The organism is Marinobacter sp. E2, from assembly GCF_055755345.1.
In genome coordinates, this window is the sequence record NZ_CM146911.1 from 3056174 (window position 1) to 3072551 (window position 16378).

Annotated in this window: 15 protein-coding genes; 6 read left to right on the forward strand and 9 right to left on the reverse strand. The window is 60.4% G+C overall.

Going from position 1 to position 16378, the window contains the following annotated elements; genetic code table 11:
* Nucleotides 1–18 precede the first annotated feature (18 nt).
* The 4 genes from AC0J1C_RS13980 to AC0J1C_RS13995 form a co-directional block, all read right to left on the reverse strand.
* Entirely contained in the window at nt 19–2094 is a 2076-nt protein-coding gene (locus AC0J1C_RS13980; RefSeq protein ID WP_473044398.1) for a TonB-dependent receptor family protein, read from the reverse strand.
* A 155-nt stretch (nt 2095–2249) separates the two neighbouring features.
* Nucleotides 2250–2987: an LrgB family protein gene (locus AC0J1C_RS13985; protein ID WP_375192384.1), complete on the reverse strand. Its 738-nt coding sequence runs from the start codon at nt 2985–2987 to the stop codon at nt 2250–2252.
* Nucleotides 2980–3360: a CidA/LrgA family protein gene (locus tag AC0J1C_RS13990; RefSeq protein ID WP_375192385.1), complete on the reverse strand. Its 381-nt coding sequence runs from the start codon at nt 3358–3360 to the stop codon at nt 2980–2982. Before AC0J1C_RS13990 ends, AC0J1C_RS13985 begins: the two co-directional genes overlap by 8 nt.
* Before the next feature lie 15 nt (nt 3361–3375).
* Nucleotides 3376–4260 (reverse strand): bile acid:sodium symporter family protein, encoded by an 885-nt coding sequence (locus AC0J1C_RS13995; RefSeq protein WP_473044399.1) that lies wholly within the window; start codon nt 4258–4260, stop codon nt 3376–3378.
* A gap of 252 nt (nt 4261–4512) precedes the next feature.
* Here AC0J1C_RS13995 and AC0J1C_RS14000 point away from each other — a divergent pair, with 252 nt between their 5' ends.
* Nucleotides 4513–6012, forward strand: coding sequence for a WS/DGAT/MGAT family O-acyltransferase (locus AC0J1C_RS14000; RefSeq protein WP_473044400.1), 1500 nt, complete (start codon nt 4513–4515; stop codon nt 6010–6012).
* Between the two features lie 26 nt (nt 6013–6038).
* Here AC0J1C_RS14000 and AC0J1C_RS14005 read toward each other — a convergent pair whose 3' ends face one another.
* Complete coding sequence (locus AC0J1C_RS14005) at nt 6039–6665, reverse strand: TetR family transcriptional regulator (protein ID WP_091990865.1); 627 nt, start codon at nt 6663–6665, stop codon at nt 6039–6041.
* A gap of 194 nt (nt 6666–6859) precedes the next feature.
* On the opposite strand from AC0J1C_RS14005, the gene AC0J1C_RS14010 reads away from it, so the two are divergent.
* Together AC0J1C_RS14010 and AC0J1C_RS14015 are read left to right on the forward strand one after the other, a co-directional pair.
* The gene (locus AC0J1C_RS14010) at nt 6860–7963 is read left to right on the forward strand and encodes a ferredoxin reductase (RefSeq protein WP_473044401.1); all 1104 of its coding nucleotides are present in this window, start codon (nt 6860–6862) and stop codon (nt 7961–7963) included.
* Between the two features lie 68 nt (nt 7964–8031).
* Nucleotides 8032–9105, forward strand: coding sequence for a fatty acid desaturase family protein (locus AC0J1C_RS14015; protein WP_375192389.1), 1074 nt, complete (start codon nt 8032–8034; stop codon nt 9103–9105).
* Here AC0J1C_RS14015 and AC0J1C_RS14020 read toward each other — a convergent pair.
* The 4 genes from AC0J1C_RS14020 to AC0J1C_RS14035 form a co-directional block, all read right to left on the reverse strand.
* A complete protein-coding gene (locus tag AC0J1C_RS14020) occupies nt 9095–10927 on the reverse strand; it encodes a sensor domain-containing diguanylate cyclase (protein ID WP_473044402.1) in 1833 nt (610 codons plus the stop codon). The genes AC0J1C_RS14015 and AC0J1C_RS14020 overlap by 11 nt on opposite strands.
* Before the next feature lie 114 nt (nt 10928–11041).
* Nucleotides 11042–11479 (reverse strand): RrF2 family transcriptional regulator, encoded by a 438-nt coding sequence (locus tag AC0J1C_RS14025; RefSeq protein WP_091987556.1) that lies wholly within the window; start codon nt 11477–11479, stop codon nt 11042–11044.
* A gap of 28 nt (nt 11480–11507) precedes the next feature.
* Nucleotides 11508–11876 (reverse strand): YbaN family protein, encoded by a 369-nt coding sequence (locus tag AC0J1C_RS14030; RefSeq protein ID WP_473044403.1) that lies wholly within the window; start codon nt 11874–11876, stop codon nt 11508–11510.
* Nucleotides 11877–11923: 47 nt separating this feature from the next.
* Entirely contained in the window at nt 11924–12148 is a 225-nt protein-coding gene (locus tag AC0J1C_RS14035) for a hypothetical protein (RefSeq protein WP_375193393.1), read from the reverse strand.
* A gap of 225 nt (nt 12149–12373) precedes the next feature.
* On the opposite strand from AC0J1C_RS14035, the gene AC0J1C_RS14040 reads away from it, so the two are divergent.
* From AC0J1C_RS14040 to moaA, 3 genes are all read left to right on the forward strand, one after another.
* Nucleotides 12374–12883, forward strand: a complete 510-nt coding sequence (locus AC0J1C_RS14040; RefSeq protein ID WP_375193392.1) for a hemerythrin domain-containing protein — start codon at nt 12374–12376, stop codon at nt 12881–12883.
* Nucleotides 12876–15170: a nitric-oxide reductase large subunit gene (locus AC0J1C_RS14045; RefSeq protein WP_473044404.1), complete on the forward strand. Its 2295-nt coding sequence runs from the start codon at nt 12876–12878 to the stop codon at nt 15168–15170. Before AC0J1C_RS14040 ends, AC0J1C_RS14045 begins: the two co-directional genes overlap by 8 nt.
* A gap of 170 nt (nt 15171–15340) precedes the next feature.
* Complete coding sequence (gene moaA / locus AC0J1C_RS14050) at nt 15341–16333, forward strand: GTP 3',8-cyclase MoaA (RefSeq protein ID WP_473044405.1); 993 nt, start codon at nt 15341–15343, stop codon at nt 16331–16333.
* The last annotated feature ends 45 nt before the right edge of the window (nt 16334–16378 follow it).

The following is a 16378-nucleotide window of genomic DNA, read 5'->3' on the forward strand; positions in this document are numbered from 1 at the left end:
TCGGGGTTCACCCCGGCATCAGAACACCCACTCCAACCCCGCATAGAAGGTTCTGCCCGGCCCGGGCTCAAAGTAGCCCCGCTCCGCCACCGGCCGATTGGCGTTGGCGTTAATGCGCACGTTGCTGAAATAGTCCTCATCCAGCAGGTTGCGGATGCCGGCGTACAGGTTGAGGGTCTGATCGGCCACCCGCAGGGAGTCGCCTGCGCGGACACCAACCAGCCAGTAATCCGGAACCCGGGTCTGGTTGCTGTTCTCGGCGTAGAACTCGCCCACGTACTGCCACTCAAGGGCAGCAAACCGGCCACCGACGTCCTGCCATTCCAGCTCATTGACCCACAGGGTTCCGGGCAACCCCGGGATCTCGTTGCCGTTGGCATTGTTGCCCTGCTCGTCGGTGAACTCCTTGAGCTCGTAGTCCGCCAGGGTCAGGGCACTGGTGATCCGCCACGCGTAGGAGATATCCCAGCCCAGCCCCAACTCCAGGCCATCGCGACGGGTTTCGCCGGCGTTTTCGTAGAAGGTCTGGTCGCCCACGTTGTAAGGCAGGATCTCGTCTTCAACCCGGATCGAGAACAGCGCCAGCTCGTAGCTCACGCCCTCTCCCAGCAGTCCCCGCATCCCGACCTCACGATTGAGTGCCTGCTGGGGCTCCAGCGCCGGATTGAAACCACCACCGCCGGGGTTGGCGAACTCGGTGAACGTGGGCGATTCGAACGCCGTGCCCACCGTTGCGTACACCTGTTGTCTGGCGGCCCACTGGTAGCTGATGCCGGCCACGCCGCTCCACTCCCTGAAAGTGCGGCTACCGGAATCGTCGCCATCTACCCGCCGTTCGTCATCAATGGCCAGTCTGAGGTGGTCAAAGCGTACGCCGAGGGACAGATTCAGGGCGTCGGTGAGCGCCAGATCGCCCTGCCCGAACACCGCCGTATTGGTAGCACTCTGGTTTTCGGCCTGGGTTTGCCCGGTGATGTCCCCATCGATTGATACCGAGTAACGGCGACGGTCATCTGACTGGTGGTGCAGGTCCAGCCCGGTGACCCAGGTCAGTGGCAGGCCGCCGGGGAAGGAGTTTTGCTGGTATTGCGAACTGACGCCATAGAAATGGCGGTCGTAAGCAACCCGGCTGGCGCCCGGGAAGGGCAGTTGCTGGGCAAAATCCCGGTGGGTGTAAAAGGTATCCACCGTCACTCGGCCGGGCAAGGCGACGGCGTCTTCAAGGCGCACACCGAGGGTCTGCTGGTTAACCGTCTGGCTGCTATCCAGGCGTTTGGCCAGGGCAGTTGCCTGGGTCGGATCGGTCTCCGCCTGGGCCAGTGTGAGGCCGCCCGGGTCTTCGGACCTGGGATTGTGCAACAGATTGAGGGTGGTGATCACTCGTCTGCCGGGGGCCAGCTCATGGCCAACACGGGCATTGAAGATGCCTTTCTCCGCCTCGCTCTGCTCCCGGTGTCCGTCCACGGTCAGCCAGGAAAGCGTAGCAATTCCACTGGTATCGCCACGAACGCTATTGGTCTGAACGGCGGCTTTCCGGTACTCGTCACTGGCGCCATCCAGGCGCAGGCGCCCGCGCTCGGGAAGCTCGTCGCCCAGTGCCGTGGTAATGTCAATGACACCACCCGCCGCATTGCCATACTGCACCGATGCCGGACCACGGATGACCTCGATCCGCTGTGCGGAGTCCAGGTCTATGGCGTCGATCTGGGACTGGCCATCCGGCAGGGTGTAGGGAATGCCGTCCACCTGGACGCGGATCCCGCGAATTCCAAACGGAGCCCGGGCCCCAAAGCCCCGGGTGGACAAGCGCAGGTTCTGTGCGAAATTGTAGCGGTTCTGGAAGAACAGGCCGGGGACTGTGCTCAGTGACTCATCCAGCTGCAGGCGCTGCTGACCCTCCTGTATGTCCGGAGCATCAATAACCGAAACCGCCGCCGGGGTTTCGTAAAGGTCTCGAACCAGGCGCGAGGCCGTCACTTCGAGTACCAGTTGTTCATCGCTGTCCGTCGTCGCCTGCCCCACGGCGGAAACGCTGGCGAGGCAACCAGACGCCAATACCAGAACCCGGGGAAGAATAATCTGCTTCTTGTTCATGTGGTCTCCTCGCACTCATGACCGGGTTCGCTCGCCCATTAACGGTACGCAGTGACCAGAAAATGGTGTCACCTCATTGCAGCGGGAGACTGCCAGACTTTAAATAATCATTTGTTTTGTATCTTATGCAACTTTGGTACCGCTACCAGTTACGCTCAAGCCGGCAGCCACTGCGCTAGCAGATCCACCAGCCAGGGCACGAACAGCGCCGTGGCAAAGGCGGAGAGCGCCATGGCCAGGCCTGAAAACGCGCCCATCTGGGAACTCACCTGGAAGGCTCTCGCGGTTCCGATGCCGTGGGCCGCCACACCCATGGCGATGCCTTTGGCGGTATCGTCCCGCACCCGGACCCACTCGAACAACTTGGTGCCCAGTACCGCACCGGTAATCCCGGTCAGTACCACCAGCACCGCGGTCAGCGAAGGCAGACCGCCGATTTTTTCCGAAATGCCCATGGCCACCGGCGCCGTGGCCGACTTCGGCGCCAGGGACATCTGGATTTCCATGGAGCCACCCAGCAATCGTGCCAGACCGATAGAGCTGCCAGCGGCAATCACCACGCCACAAACCAGCGAGATAGTCACCGGCAACCACAGCTGTCGGAGTCTTGAAAACTGCTGGTACAGGGGCACGGCCAGGGCCACGGTTGCCGGCCCCAGCAGAAAGTGAACAAACTGCCCACCCTCGAAATAATCACTGTAGGGCGTTCCGGTTGCCAGCAGCAGCACAATGAGCATGGCCACGGAGGTAACCACGGGGTTGGCCAGCGGATTGGAGTTGGTTCTCAGGTACAGCCGGTAGGCCAGCCCGTAGGCAACCAGGGTGATGGTCAATCCCAGCAGCGGAGACGTGGAGAGATAGACCCAGATATCCTTCAGACCCGGCTCACTCATCGCTTCCCTCCTCTATTGGCGCGTCCTTCACTAACCAGCGACTGGTCAGCTGCATGATCAGGGCCGTGGCTACCATGGTGATGACGGTACTCAGGAGCAGGGCCAGCGTTATCGGCAGCCACTCGTCGGCAATCCGGCCAAAGTGCGCCATCATGCCCACGCCCGCCGGCACAAACAGCAGTGACAGATGGCTGAGCAGCGCCGACGACGCCTGATCCACCGACGCCGGAGTGTGGCCGCGGATCATCAGGGTAATAAACAGCATCACCATGCCCAGTACCGGCCCCGGAATGGGTAACCCGACCAGACGAACGGTGACCTCGCCGACCAGCTGGTATACCAGAAGCAGGGTAATGCCATTGAGAAACTGCATGACTGGAGACTCCGATCAGTTCGCCACGTGAACCGTGGACGCGGGGATAATGCGCCGGCCATACATGGCCAGTACAAACCCGATGGGGAACATCAGCACGCCATACACCGCCGCCGGTATCGACATGGCGCTGGATTCCAGCAGCGTCAGGGTAACCATAAGCGCAATGGTGCCGTTTTTCACGCCCAGCTCCACGGCCACCGCCAGGGACTCGCGCTGGGTCAGCCCGGTGGCCCGGCCGGCCAGCAGCCCAAGGAGAATGCCCGCCAGATTCAGGAGGATGGTTGCCGGCCCCGCCTGTCGGAGCAAATCCCAGATCTGGTCCCGCACACCGTAAATAATCACCACAATCAGCAACGCCAGCACCACCCCGCCGAACAGGCTGACAACACTCTCGGCTTTTCGTGCGGCCTCCGGATTGCGGGTACGAACGGCCATGCCGATCGCCACCGGCACCAGCACAATCCCCACCAGCATGCCCACGGTTTTCCAGACCGGCAGCACAATGTCTTCCTCGGTACCCATGTAATGTGCAAGAGCCAGATTGGTGAACAGGGGCAAGGTGAGAATGGTGATCAGACTGGCGGAAACGGTCAGCACGATGGACAGGGCGATATTGCCCCGGGCCAGCAGGACAAACAGGTTGGACGTGGTACCTCCGGGACAGGCGGCGATGATCACCAGGCCAACGGCAATGGCCGGTGGAACAGACAATAGTGTGGCCAGCAGGAAAGCCACCAGCGGCATGATCAGTATCTGGGCGACAGTGCCCACGATCATGCCTTTCGGATAGACCGCAACCTGGCGGAAATCCCGGACGGTGAGGGTCATGCCAATGCCGATCATGATGATGAACAGTGCAACCGGCAGGCCTGCCGAGATAAGCGGACTGGATTCCACGATGCCTCCGAAGGTTTTTGTTTTTAGTAGGAACCAATCGATGCAAAGTAGCACACGCCGCCCATTTGCGGGAGCCTGCAAACGGCAACAGCGTGTAACCGGAACCCTTGGCAAAGCCTTGGCAAAAGGTTGGCAAAAAAAGGAACTTTCTGGCCGCGGGCATCGTGTCTGGGGGGCGTTACACGTATACTTGCAACACACACGTATTTACCCGGACACACGTGGCGGAACACAAGGGGAGAGACACAAGGAATGAAACGCCTCGCAACACTGGATGCCTCCTGGCTGGCCGTGGAATCTGAAGACACCCCCATGCATGTGGGCAATCTGCAGATTTTCTCACTGCCGGAGGGCGCCCCTGACACCTTCCTGAGGGACATGGTAGCCCGCATGAAGGAAACCGGCGATGTAGCCCCGCCCTGGTGCTACAAACTCGCCTGGTCCGGCCTGCTGGGCCGGCTGGTGGCACCGGCCTGGAAGGTTGATAAGGACATCGATCTGGACTACCACGTGCGTCACTCGGCACTGCCCCGCCCGGGCGGTGAGCGGGAGTTGGGTGTGCTGGTGTCGCGCCTGCACTCCAATCCGCTGGATTTTGCCCGCCCCCTCTGGGAGTGCCATGTTATCGAGGGCCTGGAAAACAACCGGTTCGCGCTCTACACCAAGATGCATCACTCAATGATTGATGGCATCAGCGGCGTGCGACTGATGCAACGGGTGCTCACCACCGACCCCGACAAGCGGGACATGCCACCGCCCTGGTCCGTGCGCCCCGAGCGCCGTCGCGGTAGCAAGACCGATTCCGAAGCCAGCGTGCCGGCGGCTATTTCCCAGGCCATGGACGCCCTCAAGCTGCAGGCGGATATGGCGCCAAGGCTCTGGCAGGCTGGCAACCGACTAATTCATTCCGTGCGTCACCCGGACGATGGCCTGACGGCGCCCTTCACCGGCCCTGTTTCCAAGATCAATCACAGGGTTACCGGCCAGCGCCGATTTGCCACCCAGCACTATCAGCTGGACCGCATCAAGGAGTTGGCCAACGTCTCTGGCGGTTCCCTGAATGATATCGTGCTGTACCTTTGCGGTACCGCGCTGCGTCGTTTTCTGGTGGAACAGGACGAGCTGCCGGAAACCCCGCTGACTGCGGGCATTCCGGTGAACATCCGCCCCGCCGACGACCAGGGCACCGGCACCCAGATCAGCTTCATGATCGCGTCCCTCGCGACCGATGAGCCGGATCCCCTGATCCGGCTGCAGAACATCAAGACGTCCACCCGTCGCGCCAAGGAGCACCTGCAAAAGCTGCCCAAGAGCGCGCTGACCCAATACACCATGCTGCTGATGTCGCCCTATATCCTGCAGTTGATGTCCGGGCTTGGCGGGCGCATGCGGCCGGTATTCAACGTGACCATCTCGAACGTGCCCGGGCCGCAGCGGACGCTCTACTACGAAGGTGCCAAACTCGAGGCCATGTACCCGGTGTCGTTGATCGCCCACGGTGGCGCCCTGAACATCACCTGCCTGAGCTACGACGGCTCCCTGAACTTCGGCTACACCGGCTGCCGGGACACCCTGCCGAGCATGCAGAAGCTGGCGGTATACACAGGCGAGGCCCTGGACGAGCTGGAAAGCCTGATCCTGCCGCCGCCGGCCAAAGCCAGTGCAGCGGCTAAACCCGCCAGCACCAAACCGGTGGCAGCACCGAAAAAGCGGACAGCACGCAGCCGGAAAACTCCGGCGGCCGGCAGCTGAGGTCTTCTGGTAGAGCCAGCGGCGCCTCAGCCGTTGCTCTTCCAATGGGCCGCACCCACGAAGATCAGTTGAAGGAAGCGGGTGGTCCGCTTCCGGATCTGGTCAATCTGGTAATCGTCATCCGGTGACACCCCGAGCAGATCCGTCAGGCTGAACGCCACGCTTCGAACCACCAGATCGCAGGTTACGTCCAGATCCTGATCACTCAGGTGATCCACCAGCCGCAGACGGCGCAGATCGTTGGCCAGCTCGCTGGCAAAAAACCGCATCTCGCTGCGAATCCCCTCCTGCACCGCGCGGCTCTCGCCGGCCAGCCCCTGGGCCATGAACATGAAAAAGCTGCGGTTGGCACGGGCATGGCTGATGAAGATGGCCACGGACTCGTCGATCAGCTTATCCGCCTGCAGTACATTGCCCCGCGCCTCCCGCATCATCCGGCGCAGCACCAGCCCCAGCTCATCCACCAGTTGCAGGCCCAGATCGTCCATGTTGCGGAAATGCCGATAGAAGGACGTGGGTACCACGCCAGCCTGCCGGGTGACCTCCCGGATGCCCAGACTGGCAAAATGCCGGCCCTTACCCACCAGGGTCAGGGCCGCGTTCATCAGTTTCTCACGGGTCTCCCCGGGCTTTCTGCGCTGCTTGTCCGCCATCTCTTCTGTGCTCTGACCACCACCCATTGATGGGCTACAAGTGTACACATCCGCACCGTAAAAGGCAGCGGATGCTTGTCATTTCATGCCAAGCATACGGGATCTGTTGCCTCCCTGAATATCGGTGTGTACATTCGTACACATTAGTGAACAGTCGTACACACGATATTGAAAAGCCTCAGGGAGGCCCAAGCATGTTAGCGAAACAAACACAGTCCAAAGCTCTGCACTGGCTTGGCAGGCAGCTGTTCAACAGCAACAAACCGGAAACCTTCCTGGACCCGCTGGTGGAGCAGATCAACCCCATGTGGGTACAAGAGTACACACCAGCACGGGTGGAACAGATCATCCAGGAAACGTCAGATACCAAAACCCTGGTCTTGAAGCCCGCCGGGCGCTGGCCCGGCTTCGAGGCGGGCCAGCATGTGAACATCTGTATTGAAATCGACGGCGTTCGCCGCCAGCGCACCTTCAGCCTGTCCAGTTCACCAATCCTCTGGCAGGAAACCGGAAGGATCAGCCTGACCATCAAACGCCTGCCCGGAGGCCTTGTTACCAACTGGCTACACGATCATCTGGAAACCGGTGCAGTGATTGGCCTGGGCGACGCCTTTGGCGAATTCCGGATTCCCGAGCCGGTGCAGCCGGTGCTGTTCATTGCCGGCGGCAGTGGTATCACGCCAATACTCAGCCAGCTGGAAACCATGGCAGCACAGGATTACCGGGCTCCGGTCACCCTGCTCTATTACGTGCGCACGTCGCAGGACATCATCGCCCGGGAGAAGCTTGAAGCCCTGGCACGCCGCTTCAGCGCACTGACCCTTGAGATCATCCCGACCCATGAGGGCACGACACCCCGCTTCCTGAACGAACGGGATCTGGACAGCGTGCCCGGGCTGAAGGCCCGCCAGGTGTACCTTTGCGGCCCCAAGGGATTGATGGATCTGGCCGGCGATCTGCTGGCGGCCCGGGGTATTGCCGAGAACGACATTCACAGCACCTTCTTTTCCGCGCCCGCAGCGGATCTGAGCGACGCGCCCCTGGGCGGCGAGGTGCAGTTCTCGAACAGCGATCTTGCTGCCAGCTCGGAAGGCGACGCCTCGCTGCTGGACATTGCCGAGGCCTCTGGCCTGAACCCACGACACGGCTGCCGGATGGGTATCTGCCACCAGTGCAGCTGTCGAAAAACCAGCGGCACCGTGATCAACCGGCTGACCGGAAAAGCCTCGGGCCCCGGCGAGGAAACCATCCAGCTTTGTATCTCCGTGCCCCGGGGCCCGGTATCCCTGGACCTTTGAGAACCCAATTCTGATTGCGGCACCTTGAGCCTTTGAAAGAGTCATCAACGTCCGCGAGGAGTAAGACCATGAAGAAATTGAACGAAGCGCAACTGGCAGAACTCGAACAGGACCTCAACGCCATCCGCGACGAGGTTATCGCAGACCTTGGCGAGCGGGATGCCCGGTATATCCGGCGCATGGTCCGCCTGCACCGGGCGCTGGAGGCCGGCGGCCGGATCATGATGCCCTTCGGTTTCATTCCGCCCGTGTTCGTGGCCGCCACAGCAAGCCTGGGCGTGGCCAAGATCATCGAGAACATGGAGATTGGCCACAACGTCATGCACGGCCAGTACGACTGGATGAACGACCCGGCCCTGCATTCACAAACCTATGAGTGGGATACCGTCTGTACCAGCGACTCCTGGCGACGCACCCATAATTACGAGCACCACACCTACACCAACATCATCGGCAAGGACCGGGACTACGGCTACGCCGTGTTGCGCCTCACCGACGATGACCCCTGGAAGCCGTGGCACGCGTTGCAGTTCATCAACTACATCCTGCTCAGCGTGTTTTTCCAGTGGGGCGTTGGGCTGCACGAACTTGAGACCGAGAAACTGCGGCGGCGGGAGATCAGCTGGCGCGAGAAGCTGCCGTTCCTGAAGGACTTTGCGCGCAAGGGCGGGCGCCAGGCGTTCAAGGATTACCTGTTCTTCCCCCTGCTGACCTTCCCGGTGGCCCCGATTGTGCTGGCGGGTAATATCAGCGCCAACCTGATCCGCAACCTGTGGTCATCCACGGTGATTTTCTGTGGCCACTTCACCCAGGATGCAGAAACCTTTACCGAGGAAGAGTGCGAGGGTGAGAGCAAGGGCCACTGGTACCTTCGTCAGTTGACCGGCTCCTCCAACTTCACCGGTGGCCGTTGGTTGCACGTACTGAGCGGGCACCTGAGCTACCAGATTGAGCATCACGTGTTCCCGGACCTGCCGGCCCATCGCTATCCGGAAATCTCGCCGAAGGTGCAGGCGGTTTGCCGCAAACACGGTATTCACTACAACACCGGTAGCTTTGCCCGCCAGTACGGCACGGTACTCAAGCGCATTGCCCGCTTCTCCCTGCCGCTGGGGCAGGCAAACCGGGCCGCTACCGCGTAGCCGGCTCGGTACCGCCAGCGCGCAGATGCCCGGGCGGGCGCACCGTTACCCGGTTGCGCCCGGCCTGCTTGGAGGCGTACAGGGCGGCGTCGGCTGCCGCGATAAGATCGCCGGGCTCAACGGAAGTGCCACCCGGCGCAGCGGCGGCACCCAGACTCACTGTCACCGGCACCAACTGACCTTCCCAGCGGAAATTCAGATCCCGCTCCACCGCCGCACGTACCTTGTTGGCCAGGGCCTCGGCGCCAGCCATATCGGTGTAAGGCAGAATAATGGCGAACTCTTCACCGCCGTAGCGGGCAACCAGATCGGTTTCCCGTCGCACCACGGTGGTCAGCACATCGGCCAGCTTTCGCAGACAGGCGTCACCCGCCTGGTGGCCGAGGTTGTCGTTGAGTGCCTTGAAGTGGTCAACGTCGATCATGACCAGAGCCAGGGGCCCGTTGCGCCGGCAGCGGGCGGCTTCCTCCGATAACCGGACATCAAAGAAACGGCGATTGAACACGCCCGTCAACCCATCGGTTGAACTGAGCGCCTCGAGCTGTCGGTTGGCGGCTTCCAGTTCCGCGGTTCGCTCGGCCACCCTGGACTCCAGCTTTTCGGTCATTTCCTGCTGTATTCTCTGGGTCTCCAGGGTCATGTGCCGCAAGCGGTCGGCCAGGGCTATGGACAGCAGGATAACCTCGAACGCGGAACCGATCTGGATGCCAAACTCGGTAACGAAGTTGGCCGGCACGACTGCAAAGGTTTTGAACGTGTATAACAACATGCCCGATAGCAGCGCCGTCCAGGCCAGCATGAAATAGCGGGCCGGTCGGAACCGCCGGTAGAGGCAGAGAGCACCCGCCAGGATCACAAAGCCCACCGCCACTGCGGCCATGAAGGTGTTGATCCGGATAACGGTTCCGTACGCGGGCCAGAGCAGCGAAGCCCCGCCTGTCACCAGGAAAAACGCCATCAGGCCCAGAAAGATCTTCTCGAGCCGTGGGGCGTTGTCCCGGAGCGCAAGGAACGAACGGGAAAAACCCAGCACGCAGAACATGCCGGTGGCAATCAGGAACGCGACAGCCCGGTTATTCCACCAGGGCGACTCCGGCCACAGATGCTCAAACGCCAACCCGTTCAAACTGAGCTGCAACAGGCCGTAGGACAGGATATAGGAAACGTACCACAGGTAGTTAGTGTCCCGAATGGACACGAAAATCAGGAAGTTGAAGATCACCATGCACGCCAGCAAGCCGTAATAGAGGCCGAGCAGAAATCGCTCCTGGTGATCCGCGGCGCTGAATTCATCGGAATGCCAGAGCAACATGCGCATCTGCACGGCCCCGGTGGTCTTTACCCGGAAAAACAGATCCACCTGCTCGCCCGTGGCCAGATCCAGGTAAAAGTTGATGTTGTGATGATCCCTGGGTCTCAGATGGAAAGGCACCGAATCGCCGGCAATCTGCCGGTTGATGGTGCCATCTGCCCGCACCACGAACAGTTCCATCTCATCGATAATGGGGTATAGCCCTTCCAGAACCCAGCGATTGTTCGGGCTGGAGCGGTTGACCACACGGGTATGAAACCAGTAGGTGGAATCTGTGAAGCCGAAGTTGTAGGCCTGATCGGGCATACCGGTGGAGCCCAGACGGTGCCACTGGCGAATGACGCGGTTTATGGAGAGATCAGACGAGGCGTCTTCGTAATAGGCCAGATAACGGGAAATGTCGAGTCTCCCGCTATCACGATCGAGTACAACGGGATGGTTGTCCGGAATTTCGATGGCAAAAGCTCCGGACGAGCAAAGTGCCAGCAACACAAGAAACGCAATATGCAACTAACTGGCCCTGATCCGTTCTTATTATCAAACTGCTGAACACAAGTGTATCGCAGCCGTTACGGAACCGGCACTGATTGTTGGATTCGATTGGTAAGTTTGTGTATCCGCGCCTCAGGCAATCTGCAGCAACCGCAACAACTGGGGCCGGTGCTGATCCTGTATCACATCGGCCAGAGTGTACTTGTCGAGCACCTCGAGGAAGGCCTTGAGCGCCTCACCGAACATCGATTTGAGTCCACACACCGGCGTGATCTTGCAGGCGTTCTTGGAAGAGAAGCACTCAACAATGCTCAGATCCTGCTCGGTTTCGCGAACCAGGATACCGATGTTGATATCCGATGGCGCCATGTGGAGTCGCATGCCCCCCTTCTTGCCACGGATCGTCTCGATGTACCCCTTCTTGTTGAGCTGATGCACCACCTTCATGAGGTGATTCTTGGAGATGTCGTAACTGTCCGCGATTTCCTGGATGGTTGCCAGACGATCACCCTGCACTGCCAGGTAGATGAGCACTCGAAGTGAATAGTCCGTGTATCGGGTGATGTGCATTCAAGACTCCAGTTTATCGAACAGTCAGTCAGTAAGTCGGTCGTGTTAACAGGTAACAGGCGGTGCCACACAGGCACAGGCCGGAAATCGCCAGCACAGTGGCCGAGGCCCCAAGCATGAACAGCATTGTCCAGCTCACCGCCATCATGCTGCAGGCCAGCACCTTGGCTCTGGCAGGTACCGCCCGTCGGGTGCGCCACTGGGCTATGGCAGGCCCGAACCTGGGGTGGTTATCCAGCCATTCTGCAAACGCCGGCGAGCCCTTGCTCGCGCAATACGCGGCCAGCAGAACAAAGGGCGTTGTCGGCAGTAGCGGCAGCGCTACTCCGGCCACAGCCAACCCGACGAATATATACGCAAGAATCCTGAATCCGGTTTTGCCGAAAAAATCGCCCATCACGGGGGCTCCGCCAAAGTTCATAACTGCATCCAGTCTACCGGGATTCAATGAACAGGTCTGCCTAGCTTGCTCAGAAAAACCAGCCTGGCGACGTAGGCAATCTTCACACCCACCGCAAAGAGCAGCGTGCCGATGTGAGCCGCAATCTGAATGGGCATCGCCAGTGAATCCGCCATCGGATAGGCCATCAGGACGGTTACCAGCAACCCGACCACCGACAACCCCAGTGTCCGGTTCGCAGTGAACAGCCATTTTTCAAGGTCAGCCATGATTCTCACCATAAACATATTTTTAATACATTTTTAATCTAGGTGCTGGTCATTAAAAAAGCAACCACCAAGAGCGAAAAGACGCTCCGAGAGATGGCGTCTTGTACCTATCTCACCAGTCGTACCACCAGCCATACCACCAATTAAATTTGACACCCCAGATACATCTAATCAAAATTAAATTTAACATTTATTTTTAATGAATGTTTAAGAGGAGAAAATGCCATGCTACCGAAGGATGCCCTGGACGACCTGCGCCAGGCCGACACCGAAGTGGTGATCGAACACATTCTTACCCGCTACCACGACGTTCACCGTGAACAGCTTCCGGAATTGATCCGGCTTGCCCAGCGTGTCGAGCGTGTCCATAACCACCACCCGGACTGCCCCGCCGGCCTGAGCGCTCACCTTGAGCAGATGCAGGCCGAGCTGGAAGCCCACATGCAGAAAGAGGAGCAGATCCTTTTTCCAATGATTGCACGCAACATGAACGGCATGGCCGCCGCGCCCATTTCCGTGATGCGTCGTGAACACGACGACCACGGCCTGGCCCTGGCCGGCGTCCACCGCCTTACCAACCACCTTGCCCTGCCGGACGGGGCCTGTAACACCTGGCAGACCCTCTACCGGGGCCTGGCCACCCTGGAGAACGATCTCGTGAACCACATCCATCTTGAAAATAACGTGCTGTTCAACCGCGTGGGCGGGCAAGCGGAGGGCGCTCATCATGGCTGACTATCGCAGACTCTGGTGGATACTGATCTCGGTTCTGGCCATCACCTTCGGACTGCTCGGTTATTTCGGCACCGAAGTGTATCGGGAAGCGCCCCCGATTCCGGATCGGGTCGAGACGGCCGACGGCACCCTGCTGATGACCGAAGACAGCATCCTGGACGGCCAGACCGCCTGGCAGTCGGTTGGTGGCATGCAGTTGGGCTCCATCTGGGGCCACGGCGCCTACCAGGCCCCGGACTGGACCGCCGACTGGCTGCACCGGGAACTGGTGAACTGGCTTGAGATCGCGGCGCAGGAGGAATACGGCGCGCCTTACGCGTCTCTGAACGGCCAGCAACAGAACGCCCTGCAGTACCAGTTGAAGGAAGCCTACCGCACCAACACCTACGACAACGCGCGGGACACCGTCGTGCTATCGGAGCGTCGTGCGGAAGCCATGGCACAGACCGCTGCCTACTACCACAGCCTCTTCGGTGGCGACCCGGCGCTGCAGTCCACGCGCGAGAATTACGCCATGAAGGAGAATACCCTGCCAGACCCGGAGCGCCGGGAGCGGATGACCGAGTTCTTCTTCTGGACCGCCTGGGCCGCCGCCACCGAACGTCCGGACAGTAATGTCACCTACACCAACAACTGGCCCCACGAACCGCTGATCGATAACAAACCGACCGCGGAGAATATCATCTGGTCGATTGTCAGCGTGGTTCTGCTCATCGCCGGTATTGGCGGACTGGTCTGGGCCTGGGCGTTCCTGCGCAAGCACGACGAAGAGGAGCCCGAGGCGCCCATCAAGGATCCCCTCACCAACGTTGCCCTCACGCCCTCCCAGAAGGCGCTCGGAAAATACCTGCTGCTGGTGGTGGGCCTGTTCACCTTCCAGGTTATGCTCGGCGGCTTTACCGCCCACTACACAGTGGAAGGCCAGAGTTTCTACGGCATCAACGTATCCGAGTGGTTCCCCTACTCGCTGGTCCGCACCTGGCACATCCAGTCGGCGCTGTTCTGGATTGCCACCGGCTTCCTGGCTGCCGGCCTGTTCCTGGCTCCCATCATTAACGGCGGCAAGGACCCGAAATTCCAGAAGCTGGGTGTCGACATCCTGTTCTGGGCGCTGGTTGCCGTGGTGGTTGGCTCGTTCGTCGGCAACTATCTGGCCATCGCGCAGATCATGCCCGCGAATCTCAACTTCTGGCTGGGCCATCAGGGTTACGAGTTCGTGGACCTTGGCCGCATCTGGCAGATTGGCAAGTTCCTGGGCATCGCCTTCTGGCTGGTACTGATGCTTCGCGGCATTGTGCCCGCCCTGCGCACACCCGGCGGCGACAAAAACCTGCTGGCGTTGCTGACTGCGAGCGTCGTGGCCATCGGCCTGTTCTACGGCGCCGGCTTCTTCTACGGCGAGCGTACCCATCTGTCGGTGATGGAGTACTGGCGCTGGTGGATTGTCCACCTGTGGGTGGAAGGCTTCTTCGAGGTATTTGCCACCACAGCCCTGGCCTTCATCTTCTGCAGCATGGGCCTGGTATCCCGCACAGTGGCCACTTCGGCCAGCCTGGCTTCCGCCAGCCTGTTCATGCTCGGCGGCGTACCCGGCACCTTCCACCACCTGTACTTCAGCGGCACCACTACGCCGGTGATGGCAGTGGGCGCCACCTTCAGCGCACTCGAGGTGGTTCCGCTGATTGTGCTCGGCTACGAGGCCTGGGAGAACTGGCGCCTGAAGAGCCGTGCGCCCTGGATGGAAAACGTGCGCTGGCCGCTGCTGTTCTTCGTGGGCGTTGCCTTCTGGAACATGCTGGGCGCCGGGGTGCTGGGCTTCATGATCAACCCACCCATTGCGCTCTACTACGTGCAGGGCCTGAACACCACACCCACCCACGCCCATGCGGCCCTGTTCGGGGTGTACGGCTTCCTCGCCCTGGGCTTCACCCTGCTGGTGCTCCGCTACATCCGGCCAGGTCTGGTGTTCGACGAGCGACTGATGAAAGTCGGCTTCTGGTGGCTGAACGGTGGCCTGGTGCTGATGCTGTTCACCAGCCTGCTGCCGGTGGGCCTGATCCAGTTCGCCGCCAGCGCCAGCGAAGGTCTCTGGTACGCCCGCAGCGAGGCCTTCATGCAGTCTGACATTCTGCAGTTCCTGCGCTGGATCCGGACCATTGGCGACGTGGTGTTCATCGTTGGCGCGCTCGCGGTGGCCTGGCAGGTGGTGAAGGCGTTGTTCTTCCCCACCATGGCACCGGCGCTTGGCACGCCAGAGGATCCTGCCACCGCAACGGAATCCGCCTGAGCCAAGGGATTCACCCACTGATCACGACCGGGCCATGGACGGCCCGGCACTTCCTGCCCACGCCCGAACACGGGAGTTACCTACCCCGGGGTATCGGAATCCTTGATCCAATCTGCAATACTTGGCCTATAATTGGTGTAAAAAATAAGCAGTACTACAGGATCATCCCGATGTCCCGAACCAAGCTGACAGACCGTTTTGGCCGCACCGTCAACTATGTACGTCTGTCCGTAACCGACCGCTGTGATTTCCGCTGCGTCTACTGCATGGCCGAAGACATGACCTTCCTGCCCCGTCAGCAAGTGCTGACTCTGGAAGAAATCGCCCGTGTGGCCCGCAATTTTGTTGACCTGGGTACCGAGAAGATCCGTCTGACCGGTGGCGAGCCCCTGGTGCGCAAGGACATTCTCGAACTGGTCAAGGAAATCGGCACCTACGGTCTACGCGATTTCGCCATGACCACCAACGGCAGCCAGTTGACCACCATGGCCGAGCCGCTGCGCAAGGCGGGCATGCACCGGCTGAACATCAGCCTGGATTCCCTGGACGCCGACAAATTCCACGATATTACCCGTACCGGCAGGCTGTCCCAGGTTCTGGACGGTATTGATGCCGCCCGGGAGGCGGGCTTCCGCGGCATCAAGATCAATACCGTGGTGATGAAAGGCCGCAACGATGAAGAGGTGCCGGAGCTGGTGGAGTTCGCCCGGAAGAAGCAGGTGGACATCACGTTTATCGAAGAAATGCCCCTGGGTGAGATCTCCGAACACGATCGGGGTCTGGCCCTGTGCACCAGCGAGGAGGTGCGGGATATCATCCGCAAGCACCACGACCTGGTGCCGGCAACCGAGGATTCCGGCGGCCCTGCCCGTTACTACCGGATGGAAGACAGCAAGACCCGGGTCGGTTTCATTTCACCCCATTCCCATAATTTCTGCTCCACCTGCAACCGGGTGCGGGTAACCGTCGAAGGCCGGCTGCTGCTTTGCCTGGGCAATGAGCATTCGGTGGATCTGCGACGTGTGCTTCGGGGCCACCCCGAATCTGACGGAAAGTTGCGGGAAACCATCATCAATGCCATGGATCTGAAGCCGGAGCGGCATCATTTCTCCAGCAATGGGGATGTGCAGATTCTTCGGTTTATGAATATGACCGGCGGCTGACTTTAGTCGCTTCTCTGTCCCTAGCCTTTCATTTCTGGAGTGGAG